Origin of the sequence: Blastococcus sp. KM273128 (assembly GCF_021698975.1) — a bacterium.
Lineage (GTDB): Bacteria > Actinomycetota > Actinomycetes > Mycobacteriales > Geodermatophilaceae > Blastococcus.
In genome coordinates, this window is the sequence record NZ_SSXA01000083.1 from 1 (window position 1) to 17,336 (window position 17,336).

The 17,336-nt window shown below is 73.5% G+C and carries 20 protein-coding genes; 13 read left to right on the plus strand and 7 right to left on the minus strand.

What is annotated here, in order from left to right:
- Nucleotides 1-94: 94 nt before the first annotated feature.
- Nucleotides 95-346, minus strand: a complete 252-nt coding sequence (locus tag E9529_RS18350; protein WP_236832712.1) for a hypothetical protein — start codon at nucleotides 344-346, stop codon at nucleotides 95-97.
- 517 nt (nucleotides 347-863) lie between these two features.
- Nucleotides 864-1,055 carry a hypothetical protein gene (locus E9529_RS18355; RefSeq protein WP_236832713.1) on the minus strand — a complete coding sequence of 64 codons (192 nt, stop codon included), beginning with the start codon at nucleotides 1,053-1,055 and terminating at the stop codon, nucleotides 864-866.
- 608 nt (nucleotides 1,056-1,663) lie between these two features.
- On the opposite strand from E9529_RS18355, the gene E9529_RS18360 reads away from it, so the two are divergent.
- Nucleotides 1,664-2,152 carry a VanZ family protein gene (locus tag E9529_RS18360; RefSeq protein ID WP_236832714.1) on the plus strand — a complete coding sequence of 163 codons (489 nt, stop codon included), beginning with the start codon at nucleotides 1,664-1,666 and terminating at the stop codon, nucleotides 2,150-2,152.
- 75 nt (nucleotides 2,153-2,227) lie between these two features.
- On the opposite strand, the gene E9529_RS18365 is transcribed toward E9529_RS18360, so the two are convergent.
- On the minus strand, nucleotides 2,228-5,797 hold the full coding sequence (locus E9529_RS18365; RefSeq protein ID WP_236832715.1) for a TM0106 family RecB-like putative nuclease: 3,570 nt from the start codon (nucleotides 5,795-5,797) through the stop codon (nucleotides 2,228-2,230).
- Nucleotides 5,798-6,093: 296 nt separating this feature from the next.
- Here E9529_RS18365 and E9529_RS18370 point away from each other — a divergent pair, with 296 nt between their 5' ends.
- A complete protein-coding gene (locus tag E9529_RS18370) occupies nucleotides 6,094-6,717 on the plus strand; it encodes an antibiotic biosynthesis monooxygenase (protein WP_236832716.1) in 624 nt (207 codons plus the stop codon).
- 15 nt (nucleotides 6,718-6,732) lie between these two features.
- On the opposite strand, the gene E9529_RS18375 is transcribed toward E9529_RS18370, so the two are convergent.
- Nucleotides 6,733-7,485: a hypothetical protein gene (locus tag E9529_RS18375; protein WP_236832717.1), complete on the minus strand. Its 753-nt coding sequence runs from the start codon at nucleotides 7,483-7,485 to the stop codon at nucleotides 6,733-6,735.
- Between the two features lie 158 nt (nucleotides 7,486-7,643).
- On the opposite strand from E9529_RS18375, the gene E9529_RS18380 reads away from it, so the two are divergent.
- Nucleotides 7,644-7,868, plus strand: a complete 225-nt coding sequence (locus tag E9529_RS18380) for a hypothetical protein (protein WP_236832718.1) — start codon at nucleotides 7,644-7,646, stop codon at nucleotides 7,866-7,868.
- A gap of 45 nt (nucleotides 7,869-7,913) precedes the next feature.
- Nucleotides 7,914-8,120 (plus strand): 2-hydroxymuconate tautomerase, encoded by a 207-nt coding sequence (locus E9529_RS18385; RefSeq protein ID WP_236832719.1) that lies wholly within the window; start codon nucleotides 7,914-7,916, stop codon nucleotides 8,118-8,120.
- Between the two features lie 18 nt (nucleotides 8,121-8,138).
- Here the strand turns inward: E9529_RS18385 and E9529_RS18390 are convergent, their stop codons facing one another.
- Nucleotides 8,139-8,525 carry a hypothetical protein gene (locus tag E9529_RS18390; protein WP_236832720.1) on the minus strand — a complete coding sequence of 129 codons (387 nt, stop codon included), beginning with the start codon at nucleotides 8,523-8,525 and terminating at the stop codon, nucleotides 8,139-8,141.
- 180 nt (nucleotides 8,526-8,705) lie between these two features.
- On the opposite strand from E9529_RS18390, the gene E9529_RS18395 reads away from it, so the two are divergent.
- The 9 genes from E9529_RS18395 (at nucleotide 8,706) to E9529_RS18435 (ending at nucleotide 15,480) form a co-directional block, all read left to right on the plus strand.
- Nucleotides 8,706-9,065, plus strand: coding sequence for a hypothetical protein (locus E9529_RS18395; protein WP_236832721.1), 360 nt, complete (start codon nucleotides 8,706-8,708; stop codon nucleotides 9,063-9,065).
- A 464-nt stretch (nucleotides 9,066-9,529) separates the two neighbouring features.
- A complete protein-coding gene (locus tag E9529_RS18400) occupies nucleotides 9,530-10,273 on the plus strand; it encodes an alpha/beta fold hydrolase (RefSeq protein ID WP_236832722.1) in 744 nt (247 codons plus the stop codon).
- A 118-nt stretch (nucleotides 10,274-10,391) separates the two neighbouring features.
- Entirely contained in the window at nucleotides 10,392-10,832 is a 441-nt protein-coding gene (locus tag E9529_RS18405; protein ID WP_236832723.1) for a hypothetical protein, read from the plus strand.
- 46 nt (nucleotides 10,833-10,878) lie between these two features.
- Nucleotides 10,879-11,100: an antitoxin gene (locus E9529_RS18410; protein WP_236832724.1), complete on the plus strand. Its 222-nt coding sequence runs from the start codon at nucleotides 10,879-10,881 to the stop codon at nucleotides 11,098-11,100.
- Nucleotides 11,097-11,597 carry a type II toxin-antitoxin system VapC family toxin gene (locus tag E9529_RS18415; protein ID WP_236832725.1) on the plus strand — a complete coding sequence of 167 codons (501 nt, stop codon included), beginning with the start codon at nucleotides 11,097-11,099 and terminating at the stop codon, nucleotides 11,595-11,597. Before E9529_RS18410 ends, E9529_RS18415 begins: the two co-directional genes overlap by 4 nt.
- Nucleotides 11,594-12,481, plus strand: coding sequence for an alpha/beta fold hydrolase (locus E9529_RS18420; protein WP_236832726.1), 888 nt, complete (start codon nucleotides 11,594-11,596; stop codon nucleotides 12,479-12,481). Before E9529_RS18415 ends, E9529_RS18420 begins: the two co-directional genes overlap by 4 nt.
- Before the next feature lie 108 nt (nucleotides 12,482-12,589).
- Nucleotides 12,590-13,837 carry an MFS transporter gene (locus tag E9529_RS18425; protein ID WP_236832727.1) on the plus strand — a complete coding sequence of 416 codons (1,248 nt, stop codon included), beginning with the start codon at nucleotides 12,590-12,592 and terminating at the stop codon, nucleotides 13,835-13,837.
- A gap of 43 nt (nucleotides 13,838-13,880) precedes the next feature.
- Nucleotides 13,881-14,717 (plus strand): polyphosphate kinase 2, encoded by an 837-nt coding sequence (ppk2, locus tag E9529_RS18430; RefSeq protein WP_236832728.1) that lies wholly within the window; start codon nucleotides 13,881-13,883, stop codon nucleotides 14,715-14,717.
- A 139-nt stretch (nucleotides 14,718-14,856) separates the two neighbouring features.
- Nucleotides 14,857-15,480 (plus strand): antibiotic biosynthesis monooxygenase, encoded by a 624-nt coding sequence (locus tag E9529_RS18435; protein ID WP_236832729.1) that lies wholly within the window; start codon nucleotides 14,857-14,859, stop codon nucleotides 15,478-15,480.
- A gap of 123 nt (nucleotides 15,481-15,603) precedes the next feature.
- Here the strand turns inward: E9529_RS18435 and E9529_RS18440 are convergent, their stop codons facing one another.
- Both E9529_RS18440 and E9529_RS18445 read right to left on the minus strand, forming a co-directional pair.
- Nucleotides 15,604-16,731, minus strand: coding sequence for an aromatic ring-hydroxylating dioxygenase subunit alpha (locus tag E9529_RS18440; protein ID WP_236832730.1), 1,128 nt, complete (start codon nucleotides 16,729-16,731; stop codon nucleotides 15,604-15,606).
- Nucleotides 16,728-17,336, minus strand: a 609-nt coding sequence (locus E9529_RS18445) for an FAD-dependent oxidoreductase (protein WP_236832731.1), incomplete at its 5' end; no start/stop codon positions are given. The genes E9529_RS18445 and E9529_RS18440, both read right to left, overlap by 4 nt.

Here is a 17,336-nt window from a genome sequence, read left to right on the forward strand (position 1 = left end):
GGCCGAACCGTCACACCCCAATGCCAGAATCACGCACCGGCGGCCCACCGAGTCGCATCCCGATGATCACCGATGGGCGGGCGAAAGATCCGGGCTAGGCGGCTAGCAGGCTCAACTCACGCAGCCCGTCCTTATTGGGCCAGGGAGTGAAGTAGTCGTCGTCCAACTCATTGCTGCTGAACCTACTTGCGACTTCGAACAAGTACCGGTGAACCGATGAGGGCTGCTTCCAGACGTTGAGCACGCTGTTCTGACCATCTTCACCATCTTCTGATTTCTCGCGGTCTCCTTCTGATTTCTCGTGGTCTGGCCCCGCCCAGCGGGCCGCCAGCGTCAGTTCGATCAATGACTTCGCTTGACTCAGCTGCCGGTACGGGCGACCGGAATGCCCGGCCAACCGGGGCCGGGCCGGAAGCTGCCGCTGCGCGAGGCCGGCGGGGCACCCACCGGAGCGGCGACCAGGCGGAGCGTCGTCCCGCTAGCGGCCGACACCTCGCGGCGGCGCAGGTGGTCCCGGCAGCAGCGTTCGCAATCGGCCATCAGGTTGCCAGTGCTCATCGGGCGGAAGATGCCCCTGGACGGCATGCCGGACGACGCTGCGCAGCTCCCTGGCTCAGGACGACAATTTCGACGTCCCCACCGCAGGGTGCTGCCCGGGCACGATTCGTCACCGGCCGGAAACGACCGAAGGACCTGCAAGGAGCGCGCCGGACGCTGGGTGCGGAGGTCATGGAGGTGGCCGAGTTCGAGCTGGCGATCCACCACCTACGCGTCCCCGAGATGGCCTGAGGGACGACGGCCGGCGCGGCACCGACCGCGCCGGCCTCGGGCCGGGCGCCCGCCACCGCCGTGCTGCGCGGAGGTCAGCTCCCGGTACGCGCGACGGGCACACCCGGCCAGCCCGGGCCCGGCCGGAAGACCTGACCGCGGGACGGCGCCGGCTCGGCCAGCGGCGGCACGACCCGCAGCGTCGGCTGCCGGCGCTGCTCGACCCGGCGCGGCAGGTTCTCGCGGCACCACCGCTCGCAGTCGGCCAGCAGGTTGCCGGTGGACATCGCGCGGAGCTTCCCGCCGGACGGCAGACCGGACAACGCTGTGCAGCTCCCTACGCGAGGACGACGATCTTCGGCGTCCTCACCGGGCCGGCGGCGTCGTCACCCGGGCACGGCAGGACAGCGGTCGCGGAGGGACCGGGTACTGCCGGGAGCGCGCCGGGAGACGGGGAAGACGCGCCATCGACCGTAGGCGCCGGCGGGGCGGGAGGCCGGGAGCCGGCGGACCGGCGCGCCCGAGCTCAGCGCCCGAGCTCAGCGCCCGAACGCCTCAACGACCACATCTGCGCCGGGCGTTCCGGCTGCATCGCGACGTCCCCCGGATCGCGCCGTTCACGACCTTCCTGCGGGAGACGACGAGCGCGCCGATCTGCGGCTCTGCGTCCACCTTGTGGGAGGTGGCGATCGGCTCTGACGCCGGGCAGGCGCTCGGAACGTGCAGCGGGGGCCGGGAGGGTGCCCTGCACGTCCTGGGCCTGACCGACTCCGACGGGCTGCGCCCGCGAACCTTTTCGCGCTGCTCAGCCGCGACGCGACGGTGAGGTGGACGTGTCGCGAAGTCCGCGCGCGCCATGACGGTGCGGCATCGTCGGACGGTCAGGATCCTGCGTGTGATCAGCACCGTGCTCGCCGAGCACCGATGGCTCGAGCCGACGGCGTTCCTCGTCCTCCTCGTCGCCGCTCCGGTGGCCGCCTGGTGGCTGGCCAACCGCCCGCGCGCGGCCCGGTGGCTGGCGGCAGCCGCCGTGGCGGTGGCGGCCGGTCTCACGCTCTGGCCCGACGACCGGAGGGCGTTCTCCTTCTGCGAGGTGGCCTGGAGCGTTCCGACCTTGTTCCGCGGCGACGTCGCCAACGTCATCCTGTTCCTGGCCCCGGTCGTGCTCGTCGCCACCGCGACCAGGCGACCCGTCCTGGTGGCCGCGGTGGCCATCGCTGTGTCGGCCGGCGTGGAGCTGCTGCAGGCCGTCGCACCAGCCCTGGGCCGGTCGTGCTCGACCAACGACTGGCTCGCCAACAGCATCGGCGCCGTGCTCGGCGCTGCCCTGGCCTGGGCCGGACTTCGTCTCGCCCGAAAGACCTTCGCGCCAACGGCCCGGTGACCGCGCCGGCCGACGACCGGCAACGCGGTGCATGTCCCATGCGGGGACGTGCACGCACCTCGTCCGCTGCCGGGCTCAGGTATCGACGACGGCCTTCCGAGCCCTCACCGCCCGCGCGAAGCGGCTGGCCAGCTTCAGGTGCTCCGGCTGCGACACCGGCGGGAACACCGCGTCGGGGTGGGCCACCACGATCGCCATCAGCCGCGCCCGTGACAGCGCCACGTTGATCCGGTTGATCTCGTAGAGGAACGGCACGTCACCCGGCTTCTCCGCCGGCCGCCCCTGCGCGAACACCACCACGTGCCCCTCGCGCCCCTGGAACTTGTCCACCGTCCCCACCCGGTCGCTGCCGCCCAGCGCCGCCCGGATCCGGTTCACGTGGGCGTTGTGCGGCGCCACCACCAGCACGTCGTCGAGCGTCAGCCGCTGCGCGCAGCCATCGACCGTCACCGAGGCCCGCCTCACCAGCTCCCCCACCAGCGACGCGACCAGCGCCGCCTGCGCCTCCTCGGCCGCCTCGGTCGGCAGCCACACGACCCCCGGCCGGAGCGGGATCCGGTGACCGCCGATAACGACGTCCGGCCCCGAGATGTCCCGCGCCGCCGCGCTCTCGTGCGCCTGCAGCGCGCCGTCGTACGCCAGCGCGCCCACGACCTCGCACACCGCCGGGTGCATCCGCCGGGAGACGTCGAGGAACACCCCGGCCTCGGCCGGCAGCACCGCGCTTCCCCGCGCCAGGTGCTCCAGCAGCGACACCCGCACCGCCTCGCTGTGGCTGGCCTGGATCGGTGACGCCAGCTGCTGCGGGTCCCCCAGTGCCACGACCCGCGGCGACGCCTGCGCCACCGCCACCGCATCGGCCAGCGACAGCTGGCCGGCCTCGTCCACCACCAGCAGGTGCAGCGCACCCGCCAGGTCGGGCCGGGCCCACCCGAACTTGGTCGCTCCCACCACGGCCGGCCGCCCGGCCGAGCGGTGGCCGTCCAGCCACGGCCGCAGCTCCCGGCTCCCGCCGGAGATCGGCGCGACACCCGCACCGGTCACCTGGTCCCCCGACCCGACGTGCCCGACGGCGAGGTCCAGCCCGCGCTCGGCCGCCAGCGCCGCGACGCCCTCCAGCAGGTGGTCGATCACCTTGTGCGAGTTGGCCACCACCCCGATCGCGGCCGAGCCCCCGGTCGCCGCCACCCGCGCCACCTCGTCGAGCACCAGTCGCGCCGCGAGCCACGTCTTGCCCGTGCCCGGCGGGCCCTGCACGGGCAGCACCCCGGCGGTCATCTCCCCCAGCAGCCGGCGCGCCCGCTCCGCCGCCTCCTCCTCCCCCGGCCGCAGCGCCATACGCGCAGCGGCCAGCGGAGCGGCTCGGTCCAGCAGGCGCAGACCGGTCACCGCCTCCCCCGGTGGCTCGGCCACCAGTGCTGCCTCCCCCAGCCGCATCAGCGACTCCCAGACGGCGTCCGGGTCGTAGAACGGCGCCGCGACGAGCGGCCCCAGCTCGGCCGGCACCTGCCCCTTCTTGAAGGAGAACCAGCCGGTCCTCGGGTCGTGGTCGAGCAGCCGCACCGCGAGCGGCTTGCGGCCCTGCCCCGCGGGCACGACCTCCACCACGTCGGCGCCGGCCCGGAGCTTCCACGCCCCCGGGGTGGCCCGGTACTCGCGCAGCAGCGCCTCGTTCCTCCGTCCGCTCACCGGCGGGTGCACCGTCTCCAGCACGACGTCGACCAGGCACGACTCGTGCTCGGTGCCGCGCCGGATCCGCGTCTCCTGGACCGGGGCGCCGTTGAGCTCGGCGAAGTCCCGCGACTCCTCGGCCGCCGGCTCGGAGGTGGTGCCGTCGTGGTCGGCCGCCCAGTCCTGCAGCCGCAGGAAATCCTGGTAGGCGACGACGAACTCCCGCCGGTGCCACTCCAGCATCTCGGCGAGCATCCCGGCGCCGGCCGCCGACAACCCCGACGGCAGCGGGCCCGCCGCGGCGGCCACGAGCAGCCGCTGCTGCAGCTCCTCGGTGCGGGCCGCGCGCTGCAGCACCGAGTCCGGCGGCGTGTAGTCGTCTTCCGGCTCGTCCAGCAGGTCGTCCTCGGCGAGATCGGCAGCCAGCGCGCGCAGCCACAGGTGCACTGCGCGGGTCGCCTTCACGTCGTGCTCGTTGTACGCGCGGATGCCCTCCAGCAACGACGCCCGGGCGTCGCCGTCCTCCACCGCCAGGTAGGCCTCGTAGGCCTTGATGCTGTCGTCGGCCTTGCCGACGGCGGCCGCCGCCGCGGTGCGGTCGTAGCCGGCCAGCTTCTCGACGATCTTCAGCGAGGTGCTGCCGTCCTGGGTGCGCAGGCCGGCCTCGACGCGGCGGTAGAGGTCGTCGAACCGGGTGGCGACGACGTGCTCGACCTCGGCGACGAGCCGCTCGCGCTCCGCGGCATCCGGCCAGGCGGCGGCGATCCGCTCCAGCGAGGTCACCTCGTAGGAGTTGTAGTGGTAGACCCGCCACTCGCCGCCGAGCGCCTCCCGGCGGCGCAGCTCGTCGAGGAACCAGCGGAACGCCGCCCGCTCCCCCTCCGCGTCGTGCGCCCAGCGGTGGGAGTAGGTGCCGTCGACGTCGCAGTAGGCCCACAGGTAGTCCAGCGTCGGGATCGCGGCGTACGGGTCGCCCTCGAGGTCGAAGTAGACGTCGAGGGGGTGCGGTTCCGGCGTTCCGGCGATCCCGGTGACCCGCGGCTGCGGCCGCACGAGCGCGACGTCGTCCGTCCCCGCCTGTGCCGCCGCCTGGGCACGCAGCCGATCGAAGGTCACCAGGCCGATGTCCTGCGGCCGGTCGTCGTCCGACGCCGCCGCCAGCGCCTGCACCGTCGAGATGCCGCGCTCCCTCAGCAGCGTCCGCTGGCGGCGGGAGAGCCGGTGCACGTGCCGCAGGTCGTCGGAGCCCCACTCCTCGTCGCAGCGCTCGGCCCACCGGCACAGCCCGCACGCGTCGACCGGGTCGGCCAGCGTCTCGACCGGATCCCGGTGGAACGCGAGGAACCGCTCACGCAGCTCCTCCAGGTACGGGACGGCGTCGTCGTACGCCCAGGTGAACTCCTCGCCGGTGCCCAACCAGACCACCAGCCGCGGCGGGGGGCAGCCCTGCAGGCTCTCCAGCATCGAGCCGTAGTGGGCCATCTGCACCAGCGCGTTGGCCGAGGGCTTGCGCGCCAGCTTGGTGTCGCGCACCTCGTAGGCGTGGTCGCCGAACCGGCTCGGCACGCCGTCGACCCGCACCAGGAAGTCGGCGTAGCCGAACCACGGCTCGTCGAAGAGCGCGGCCTGGTAGACGACGTCCGCGCCGTCGCGCAGCGCCTGCTCGGTCGCGCGCGCGGCCTCGATCAGCCCGTTCACCCCGGACGGCCGCGCGATCTCCACGACCTCCAGCCCGGAGGCGACCAGCCGGTCCCGCATCGCGCGCTCGTGCTCGTCGCCACGGGCGTTCGCCGGCTCCGGGAAGTCCGCACCGGAGGCGATCGCCGCCGCACGCGCCTGCGACCGCGCGGCGAGCCACGCCACCAGCTCGGCGTCGCTCAGCGCCAGCGCGTCGAGCCGGGAGGCGTGCGCGCAGCCGTGCCAGGTGAGCAGGTCCGTCGCCGAGTAGCGCATCCCGCCGTCGACCTGGTTCATCGAGCCTCCGTCGTCCGTGAGCCGTGGCGCGTCCGCGACCTCGGTGCGGATCAGACCGGACGGTAGTGACACCTTCTCGATCCGTATCACCCGATCGGGTGACGACGACGGGCCCGGCCCCGAGCGGAGGCGCCCCACGCGGACCGGCCGACCGACGGCCTCACCACCACATGGCGCGGTCGGCCAGGCACGGGCGAGCCCCGTGCGCGCTCTCCAGTTGACAGCGGACGGCACGTGAGCACGATGACCTGGGCGGACGCCGACGGGGCGCCGCGCGCCCCGGAAGGGAGGGCGTCATGCACGCCCGCTCCACGACCATCACCGCCGACCCGAGCCGCATCGACGCCGGCATCGCCGACATCCGTGACCACGTCATGCCCGCCGTGGACGCCATGGACGGCTGCGTCGGCCTGTCCATGTTGTGCGACCGCGACTCCGGCCGCTGCATCGTCACGACCGCCTGGGAGAGCGAGGCCGCCATGGCCGCCACCCGTGAGGCCGTCATGCGGCTGCGCGAGCAAGCGACCGAGCAGTTCGGCGCGCCCGCGCCCGAGGTGCGGGAGTGGGAGATCGCGGCGATGCACCGGCTGCACCCCGTGAGCGACGACGCCTGCGCCCGGGTCACCTGGTCCCGTGTCGACCCCGACCGCATCGACAAGGTCGTCGACGTCTTCCGCACCGACCTCATCCCGCGCATGGACGAGATGCCCGGCTTCTGCAGCCTCAGCCTGATGCTCGACCGGCAGACGGGCGACAACTCCCTCACCGCCGTCTACGCCGACCGCCAGGCCATGGAGGCCTCCCGCCAGCGGGCCATGTACATCCGCGACGAGTTCCGCCGGGGGCTGCGCATGTCGGCCACCGACGTCGCCGAGTTCGACGTCGTCCTGCACCAGTTGCGCGTCCCCGAGATGGTCTAGGGGCGGCCCGGGACCTCAGACCGCGTTCAGCCGGTAGAGCGCGGTGTGGCGCACCTGCAGCACCGGCTCGTCCCCCGCCAGCACCAGTGCGTCGTACCGGACCTCGTCGTGCCGCCCACGGCGGCCGACGCCGGTGACGACGCCGTGCGCGGTCAGCTCCACGGGCAGCCGGGCGACGCCGAGGAAGCGGCAGTCGCTGGAGGTGTGGATCCACGGCCCCAGGGCGACGTTGCGCATGAGCAGCTCGTTGACCAGTCGCAGCAGCAAGCCGGGGTGGACGACCGACTCCTGCCGGTACAGCGGCAGCGGCTCGCCGATCGCCGCCAGGTACCAGTCGTTGCGCTCCGCGGTGCCGGCCTCGGAGACGCTGCCCATCGGGCCCACCACCGGGTCCGCCACGAGGTCCGCCGGCGGGGGAACGAACCCGTACCCGCTGAGATCGGGATGGTCCGCCGACAGCCCGGCCGAGCCGACGCACCGCACCTCCCCCGACGGCGCGCTCACCGTGAGCGCGCCGTCGGCCGGCTCGACCAGCAGCTCGTCCCCGTCGTAGGTGGGCCGCCGGAACCGCAGGTCGACCCGGCCCCGCGACAGCCACTCGACCCCCCAGGCCGCCACCAGCGGCGTCGTCGTCCGCGCGAACAGCTCGACGCCGGGCACCAGCGCCCCCGAGAAGCCGTACTGCCGCGCGACGTCGTCCTCGTGGATCTTGTTGCTCGACTCCTCGACGACGCGGGCCACGAAGCGGTGGGGTTCGGGAGCGGTCACGCCCCCGGATGCTGCCGCCCCGGTCCCCCGGTGTCGACACCAGCGGCCGGCTCCCGGGAGCCGACACCCACAGGGCGGGCACCACCCGGTCCGCGGAGAGCGCATCCTCGGTGGCGACGTCGGTCACGCACGCCCGGCCACCCGCCGATGAGGCAGCCATGACCAGTCGACATGTCGGTCCCGCGGAAGCGGCGCACGCGGCGGCAGCAGGCGCCATCCAGGAGCTCTACGAGGACGCCCTCCGGCACCTTGACGAGCTGGCCCGCTCGCTGGGCTCGGCCACCCCGGAGGCCGGCGAGCCGCAGCAGCCCCGCACGGAGGGGATCCACCCGACCCTCGAGCTGCCCCGCCGGCTGATCTCCCAGGTGGCCGCCGCGGCCTGACCCCTGCCGAGTGGTCGCTCGCGGCCGGCTGGGTCAAGGTGCGGCATGCCCTTCATCCAGATCACGATGATCGCCGGTCGCACCGAGGAGCAGAAGCGCGCCCTGCTCGCCGCGGTCAGCCAGGCCACCACCGACAGCATCGGCGCCCCGCCGGAGACGGTGCGGGCGTGGATCGTCGAGGTGCCGCCGACCGACATCGCGGTCGCCGGTGATACGCATGCCGACCGCCGCGCGAGGGCCGACCAGAGCTGAGGCGCGGGGCGCCGTGCCTCAGTCGTCCAGCGACCGGATCCACAGCGCCGCCGCGCCGTAGGCCAGCGAGCTGACGACGGCGCGGGTGGTGGTCCGCCCACCGGCCTTCCCCGCCGTCGCCAGCGCGGTCAGCGTGTCCAGCGCGTTCATCACCGCCACCGCGGCGAGCCCGCGGTCGACCTCCTCGTCGGTCTTCGCGGTCAGCGCCAGGCCGGCGATCACCAGCGCCCGGCTGCCGAACAGCCGCTGCAGCTGCAGCCCGGACGGCGACACCGGGACGCCGTAGCTCTTCGCCACCGTCCGCGGCGAGAGCACGCTGATCGCCCCGAACGCCGCACCCACGGCGCCCAGCGTCTGCGCCATCGACTTCTTCGACGTCTCCGCTGCGGTCTTCTTCCTGGCCATCGGGACCCCCCGGAACAGTCGGGAACGGCGTCTGCTCACCGCACCGGCCACTCAACCAGCGGCGTCCTCGGCTCGCACTGCGAGCGACCCCACCGCCTATTGGTGCCGATCCCGGCAACGTTCGTCCTGACGGCGGCTCCAGCGACACCTGTCCGGCGCAGACTCGATCGGGTCGCTTTCGTGTACAACGCTGCCGTGCTGATCTGGTGGATGGTCCTGGTCGCCGGCGTCATCCTGAGCGCCGTCTTCGCCTTCGGGACCACGCTGGCGTACGGCGACAAGAGCGTGCCTCGACGCGGCTTCTGGCCCGACCTCAGCAACCATCGGGCTCCGTGGTGGACGTGGGTCGCTTTAGCGGTGGGCATCGCCCTGATGGTGTTGGCGAGCATGCGCTTGACGGGGTCGTCAGAAACCTCCTGGCGGTATCTCGCCTACTTCCTTCCCAGCGTCGCGACGTCGTGGCTTGCGCAGATGGCCATCGTCGACAGGCACAACCGCCGTGTCCAGGCGTCGGGGGAGCAGGCGACGGAGCGTCCTTGAGTGGGCGGCTCAGGGACACGGCGGTGCAGAAGCTGACGACTACTGTCGCGCTCCGAATGCCTGCCTCTTGGGTGGCTGGTGTCCTGTCGGGGACGTCAAGATCACGGCGTGGCCTCCACACCAGGACGTGCAGACGGGACGGGGCGACTCGTGTACTGGGCGGCCCGCCCGCTCGCCGCAACAGTCGGAGGGGCCTTGCTCTGGGGCCAGTGGTGGCTCCTCCTCCTCGGCGTAGCCCTTGCAGCGACGGTGGTGGCTGTTGACCGCCAGAACACCTGGAGCTAGTGCTGACATTCGTCAGCCTCCGGCTCATGTGCTGAGTGGGCCGCGCAGAAGGCACCCACGCCGCCGCCGGCACGCATCGGCAGGACGATCGTTGGAATCGGGCACTAGTCTCCCGACCCATGACCGCTGACCACCGGGAGCGCCGGTCGCTCAAGCAGCCGGCCCGCCGCCGGTAGGCCGTGACCGTCGAGCTGCAGCACCGCACCACCTCCTGGGGCGCCATGCGCAGCCGCGTCGCCGGCACCGCACGACCGCAGTTCCCCGAGGTCGTCGTCGTCCACGGCCTCGCCGTCGCCAACTACCTGGAGCCCGCCGTCCGCGAGCTCGGCGCCTGGACCCGCGCGCACCTCGTCGAGCTGCCCGGCTTCTCCGGCAGCGCCGACCCGCCGCACCCCATGGACGTCGGCGACCACGCCGACGCCGTCACCGAGTGGCTGGCCGCCGCAGAACTGGACGACGTCGTCCTCGTCGGGCACTCCAGCGGCACCCAGGTCGCCGCCCACGTCGCCGTCCGGGAACCCGACCTCGTGCGGGCGGTGGTGCTCGCCAGCCCCACCATGGACCCCGCCTACCGCAGCATGCGCCGCGTCCTGCTCGCCTGGCGCCGCAACCACGGGCTCGAGCCGCCGGAACTGGACGTCCAGCACACCCCCGACCGGCAGCGCGCCGGGCTGCGCCGGGTGCGGCACGCCCTCGCCGTCCACCTCCGTGACCGCCTCGAAGACACCGTCGAGCGCGTCGCCCAGCCGGTGCTCGTCCTGCACGGCGACCGCGACCGCCTCTGCACCGAGGCCTGGGCGCGCGAGCTCGGCGAGCGGGCGGCCAACGGCCGGTTCCGCAGCGTCCCCGGCGCGCACAGCTTCGTCTGGACGGCGCCCGCCGCCTGGTCCGCCCCGATCGCCGAGCTCGCCCGCGCCGGCTGACAGGGGCAACCCGCCGCACACGTCCCTCACGGTCCATGGGTCCGGTCGAGGACACGAGCCCGGGCGCCTGTGGACGACGCCCGCGGCGAGAGGCCGGGGCGCGGCAGAGTCCTCGGCCATGAGGACACGCCCGCACCCCGACATCCCGGTCACCGACGACGGCGAGCTCACCGAGCGGTGGGGCACCCTGCTGCACCTGGATGGGCCGCCGTCCGATCGTCGACTGTTCCTGACGTGGCTTCGGGGCGACGGCACGATGGTGAAGCTGTTGATCCCGGTCGAGGAACTGCCGGTCGAGCCCGACCGGGTGGCGATCGGCGGGCTCGCCGACCTGCACGCCGTCGTGGCCGAGGCCGAGGGCGTCGAAGGTGCTGACCTGCACCTGGCCATGTGCCTGGAACGGCCCGGTCCCGCGACGCCCACGCCGGACGACGCGGCCTGGTCCGCCGCGATCGAGTCGATCGTCCGCGAGCGCGACGGCATCGACTGCAGCCTCCACCTCCATGACGGGCGCAGCGCGTGTCCGCTCTTCCCCCGGCGCGCATGGCCGTCGCAGTGAGCCCGGCGTGCTTGCAGAGTGCGACACCACGGTCGACCATCGCGTCATGCCGACACTCCACCTGCGTAACGTGCCCGCCGAGGTGGTGGAGCGACTCACCCGGCTGGCCGAGCGCGAGCACACCTCGGTGAGCGCCATCGCGATCCGTGAACTGGCCGATATCAGCCGGCGGGCGGACGACCCGGCGCTGCTGGCGGCCCTCCCGGACACGGGCATCCCCATCGACGAGGTCGTCGACGCCGTGGACGCAGGCCGCGCCGACCGGTGATCGTGCTCGACGCCTCGGCGGCCGTCGCCGCACTGCTGCGCGACGGATCGGCCCGCCAGGCGGCCGCACATGAGCAGTTGCACGCACCGCACCTGATCGACGTCGAGGTGGCGCAGACCCTGCGCCGGCTGGTCGCCGACGGTCGCCTGTCAGCGCCCACCGGCCAGCAGTTGCTCAGCACGTGGTCGGACATGGCCCTCGTGCGCCACCCGGTCCATCCGCTGCTCCCCCGCATGTGGACCCTCCGGAAGAACATCTCGGCGTACGACGCGATCTACGTCGCCCTCGCCGAAGCACTGGGCTGCGCCGTGCTGACCGCGCGCACGGCTGGCGCGGGCGCCGGGCTCCAGCTGCCCGGTCACCGTCGTCGCCAGCTGACGCCCTCGTGGCGGCAACCGTGCAGGCCAAGGGCCGGACGGCGATTGACCGCGGATGTGGCGCGGGCCACGATGGCCGGACCGGGGACCGACCTGCACAGACGGCGAGGGAGACCATGAGCGACACGGAGACCGTCCAGATCCCGCACCTCGGTGGCTCGGCCATCGGCCACCGGCTCGGCAGGGCCTACGACCCGTCGCTGCCGACCCTGGTGATGGTCAACTCCTTCACCACGTCGGTCGAGCTGTACCGGCCGCAGTTCGCCGACGAGCAGCTCTCCGCCGCCGCCAACCTGCTCGCGATCGAGCCCTACGGCCACGGCGCCACGCGCGCCACCTACCGGCAGTACACCTACTGGGACACCGCGATCGCCGGACTCCAGGTGCTCGACGCGCTCGGCATTCCCGACGCGTTCGTCCTGGGCACCTCGCAGGGCGGCTGGATCGCGGCCCGCATGGCCATGCTCGCCCCCGACCGGATCAAGGGCATCGTCCCGCTCGGCACCTCGATGGACTTCGAGAGCCAGCGCAGCCGCGAGCTGGGCTGCTGGAACGGCGTCGAGTTCTGCACCCCGGCCATCGACGCCCTCGCCCAGCCCGTCGGTGACGACTGGGTCATCCCGACCGAGCTCGTCGACGCCACCCTCGCCGAGGGCATGGGCGACGACGTCCCCGACGACGAGCGCGCGTTCTGGCACAAGACGCACCAGCAGAACTACGCCGGCGACGACGGCCGCGAGCGGCTGCGGACCAGCAGCATCAACCTGCGCGACCGGGACGGCCTGCACGCCCGCCTGGACAGCGTGCGGTGCCCCGTCCTGTGGATGCACGGCACCGCCGACCGCGTCTACTCGGTGGCCAACGCCGAGGCCGAGATCGGGCTGTTCGTGAGCAGCCCCCAGGCCGAGCTCCGCGTCGTCGAGGGCGGCCAGCACTTCCTCAGCGCCACCAACCCCGACGTCGTCAACGCCGCCACGGCGGAGTTCGTCGACCGCTGGAAGTAGCGACGCCGCGCTAGGCTCGCGGTCGTCCCGAACGTCCGTGTGTAACTACCTGCTGCCGGCCCGACCGGCGGATCAAGGCGGCACGCCCGATCCGCAGCAGCAGAGGTCATGTTCCGCACGCGCCCCACCACCTCGGCGGTCGTCCGCTCCGCCGGGCTCTCCTACTTCCCGCTCGCCTTCGTCGCGCGGCTCCCCTTCGCGATGATGACCGTCGGGGTGCTCACCCTCGTCGTCGCCGAGCGCGGCTCGGTCACCCTCGGCGGGCTCAACTCCGCCGTCGCCGGCATCGGCACCGCGTTCGCCGGCCCGCTGCTGGGTGCGGCGACCGACCGCTTCGGCCAGCGCCGGGTCCTCGTCCCGGTCGGGCTGCTGCACGGCGCCCTGCTGGCCGCCTTCCCGCTCGTCGTCGCGAGCAGTGCCGCGAGCGCCGCGGTCCTCGCGCTCTCGGTGCTGATCGGCATGTCCGCACCGCAGGTCGCGCCCATGTCGCGCACCCGCCTGATGGCGGTCATCCGCCGCGCCGTGCAGCGCGACCGCCGCCGGCAGGCGCTCGACGGGACGATGGCCTACGAGTCCGCCGCCGACGAGATGGTGTTCATCGTCGGCCCGTTCCTCGTCGGGCTGCTCGCCACCGCGATCGCCCCGTGGGTCGCCATCGCCGGCGCCGCCGCGCTCACCCTCGTCTTCGTCACCGCCTTCGCGCTGCACCCCACCGGCCGGCTCCAGCCCGGCGCGCAGGACAGCAGCAAGACCCAGGCGCCCGCCCGCGAGCTGGCCCGCTTCCCGCTGCTCACCGTCGTCACCGGCACCCTCGGCGTCGGGCTCTTCTTCGGGGCCACGCTCACCTCGCTCACCGGCTTCCTCGCCGCGGACGGCGGCGGTGGCGACCGGGCCGGCCTGCTCTACGGCGTCATGGGCATCGGGTCGGCCGTGCTGGCGCTGGGCACCGCGGCCCTCCCCCAGCGGTTCTCGCTCCGCGCGCGCTGGGCGGCGTTCGGGTCGCTGCTGCTCGCCGGCGCGCTGCTCTACGCGACCGCGCGCTCGGTGCCCGCGCTCGTCGTCGCCCTCGCCGTCCTCGGCTGCGGCGTCGGTCCGACGCTGGTCACCCTCTACAGCGTCGGCGCACTGCTCAGCCCCGCCGGCCGCTCGGCCACCACCATGACGATGCTCAACTCCGCCGTCGTCGTCGGCCAGGCGCTCGCGTCCGCGGTCACCGGCGTCGTCGTCGACCGGTTCGGCACCACCACCGCGCTCGCCGCCCCGGCGCTCGCCGCCGCGCTCGTGGTCGCCGCCGCAGTGGCGTACGCAGCGACGCAGCCGCGGGTCAGCCCACAAACCGAGCCGGTCCCCGCCTGAGCCAGCAGTTGCCACCGTCGCGTGGCCGGCGCGATGCTGACCCATGGCCCCAGCAGCGCGGACCACCCGTTCCGTCGAGGACGCCCCGGCCTCGACCCGCAAGGTCGACACCGCGTACTACGAGAAGGAACTCGCCCGGCTCCAGATCGAGCTGGTCAAGCAGCAGGAGTTCATCCGCGCCCGCGGCCTCAAGGTGGCGGTGATCTTCGAGGGCCGCGACGCCGCCGGGAAGGGCGGCGCGATCCAGCGGATCACCGAGACCCTCAACCCCCGCGCCGCCCACGTCGTCGCGCTTCCGGCGCCGACCGAGCGCGAGAAGACCCAGTGGTACTTCCAGCGCTACGTCGCCCACCTGCCCGCGGCCGGCGAGATGGTCCTGTTCGACCGCTCCTGGTACAACCGCGCCGGCGTCGAGCGGGTCATGGGCTTCGCCACCGAGGAGGAGGTGCAGGAGTTCCTCCGCTCCTGCCCGGAGTTCGAGCGGATGCTCGTGCGCAGCGGCATCACGCTGATCAAGTACTGGTTCTCCGTCAGCGACACCGAGCAGGAGAAGCGCTTCCAGGGCCGGGTCAAGGACCCGACGAAGCGCTGGAAGCTCAGCCCGATGGACCTCGAGGCCCGCAACCGCTGGGTGGACTTCTCCCGCGCCAAGGACGCCATGTTCGCCGCCACCGACATCCCCGAGGCACCGTGGTGGGTGGTCGACGCCGAGGTCAAGAAGCGGGCCCGGCTGAACGTCATCACGCACCTGCTCGGCCAGGTGCCCTACGAGGACCTCACCCCCGAGGCCCCGGAGCTGCCGCCGCGCCCGCCGATCGAGAGCGACTACGTGCGCCCGCCGATCGAGAGCCAGAACATCGTGCCGGACGTCGTGCCCTGACCGGGCTCTGACGAGAGACCCACCGCGGGGGCCCTCACGGGAGCTGCGCACGCGCCCGTTGACACCGCGCCGCAGCGGCGAACCATGGACGACGCGGCGACGCCGCAGGGGCGCCGCGCAGTCCCGGAAGGGGGCCGTCATGTACGCCCGATCCACCACGCTGATCGCCGACCCGGCCCGCCTGGACGACGGCATCGCCGACGTCCGCGACACCGTGATGCCCGCCGTCCTCGCCATGGACGGGTGCACCGGCCTGTCGATGCTGTGCGACCGCGACACCGGCCGGTGCATCGTGACGACCGGCTGGGAGACCGAGGAGGCGATGACCGCGACCCGCGAGCGCGTGGACCGCCTGCGCGACCGCGCGATGGCGAAGTTCGGCGGCTCGTACCCCGAGGTGGAGGAGTGGGAGGTCGCCGTCATGCACCGGCTGCACCCCGCCGGCGACGGGTCGTGCGCCCGGGTCGGCTGGAGCCGCACCGACCCCGGCCGGGTGGAGGAGGTGCTGGACGCCTTCCGCTCCCGGATCGTCCCGGCGATGGACGACGTCGCGGGCTTCTGCAGCATCAGCCTGCTGGTCGACCGGGCGCGGGGCCGGGCCTCGCTGACCGCCGTCTACGCGGACCGCGCGTCCATGGCCGCCACCCGCGACCAGCTCGACCGGATGCGCGACGAGTTCGCCCGTCAGCTGGGCGTCGAGGTCACCGAGGAGGCCGAGTTCGACGTCGTCCTGCACAACCTGCGCGTCCCCGAGCTGGTCTGACCGGCGAGGACGCCCGGGTGCCGGCACGTTCCCCGGGCACGCTCGGTCTCTGCCCGCAGGGGGTGGGCGGAGACCGAGCGAGCCGGGATCCCCGCTGCCTCTGACGCCTACCGGGCCGCCGGCTCAGCCCTCCCCGAGCCGGCCGCGCAGCCAGTCGTGGAACAGCGCGAGGTGGTGCTCGACGGGCACCAGCACGCCGCCGGCCGCGTAGGCCCGCGAGCTCATGCCCGGCTGGGTGCGCTCGCAGGCGGCGAAGTCCTGCTGGTTGACGCGGTGGAACAGCTCCACCGACCGGGAGACGTCCAGCCCCGCCTCGACCACCTCCGGCGCGTACAGCCAGTCGCACTCGACCACCGTCCGGTCGACGGCCAGCGGCGTCATCCGCAGCAGGATCACGTGGTCGGGCACCAGGTTGAGGAAGACGGCCGGCTTGATCGTCGCGGCGTAGTAGCGGCGGTCCCGGTCCGGGTCGACCCCCGGCAGCGCGGGGAAGCCGGCCGACCCGTCCACGGTGAACCCCTCGGCGGCGGGGGCGAACTCCGCCCCGTGCCCGACGAAGGACTGCGCGGCCCACCCGCGGCTGAACTCCGGCAGGACGTCGGTCAGCTCCGGGTGGATCGTCGCGCAGTGGTAGCACTCCATGAAGTTCTCGACGACGAGCTTCCAGTTGGCCGCGACGTCGTAGCGGATCCGCCGGCCCAGGGCCAGCCGCCCCACGTCGTACCCCTCGATCGCCGCCGGGTCGCCGAGCCGCTCGGTCACCGCGCCGACGACGTCGTCCTCGAACGACGGAGGGTCGTCGGCCAGGCACACCCACGCGTAGCCCAGCCACTCCCGCAGGGCCACCGGCACCAGCCCGTTGGCCACCCGGTCGACGTCGGGCATCCGCGCCAGGTTCGGTGCGGCCACCAGTGAACCGTCCAGCCCGAACGACCAGGCGTGGTACGGGCAGCGCAGCGTGCGGGCCACCTGCCCCGACTCCTCGCTGCACAGCTGCGCGCCGCGGTGCCGGCACACGTTGAGGAACGCCCGCAGGACACCGTCCCGGCCGCGCACCACCAGCACGCTCTCCCGACCGACCTGCACCCGGCGGAAGCTGCCGGGATCGGCGACCTCGTCGGTGCGGGCGACGCACTGCCACATCACCTCGAACACCCGCTCCTGCTCGCGGGTGAACAGCGCCGGGTCGGTGTAGTAGCGCCCGGCCAGGGTCGGCATCAGGCTCGAGGCGGCGGGGAGGGTCGCGGTCATCGGGTGGCCTCCAGTGCGGGCCGGCGGGGGTCGAACAGGCCGATCGGGTGCTTCGTCGTCCCCGTGGTGGCGAGGTCGGCGAGGACCTCGCCGACCACCGGCACGAACTTGAAGCCGTGCCCGGAGAAGCCGCAGGCCACGGTCACCTGCGGGTGCTCGGGGTGCGGCGCGATGACGAAGTGCTCGTCGGGCGTCGTCGTGTACATGCAGGTGGCCGCCTTCAGGAACCGCCCCGGCAGGGTCGGCAGCACTCCGGCCAGGTGCCCGGCCATCGCCGCGACCTCGTCGGGGTGCACCTCCCGGTCGATCGTCCCCGGCGTGCACGGGACCCCCCGCCGGAAGAAGGCGACCTTCGCCCCGCCGTCCGGGCCGTCGATCGCCGGGAAGCCGTAGACCTGGGTGCCGTCGGCCGCCTCGTGGATGTAGATCGGGTGCCGGTCCGGCGTCCAGGCGCCGGTGCCGCCGGTCGGCTGGAACCAGTACATGACCTGGCGCTCCACGGTCAGCGGGACGCCGAGGTCCGCCAGCACCTCGGGCGCCCACGAGCCGGGGCTCACCACCAGCGCACCCGCCTCGTACTCCCCCGCCGCCGTCCGCACCCGCAC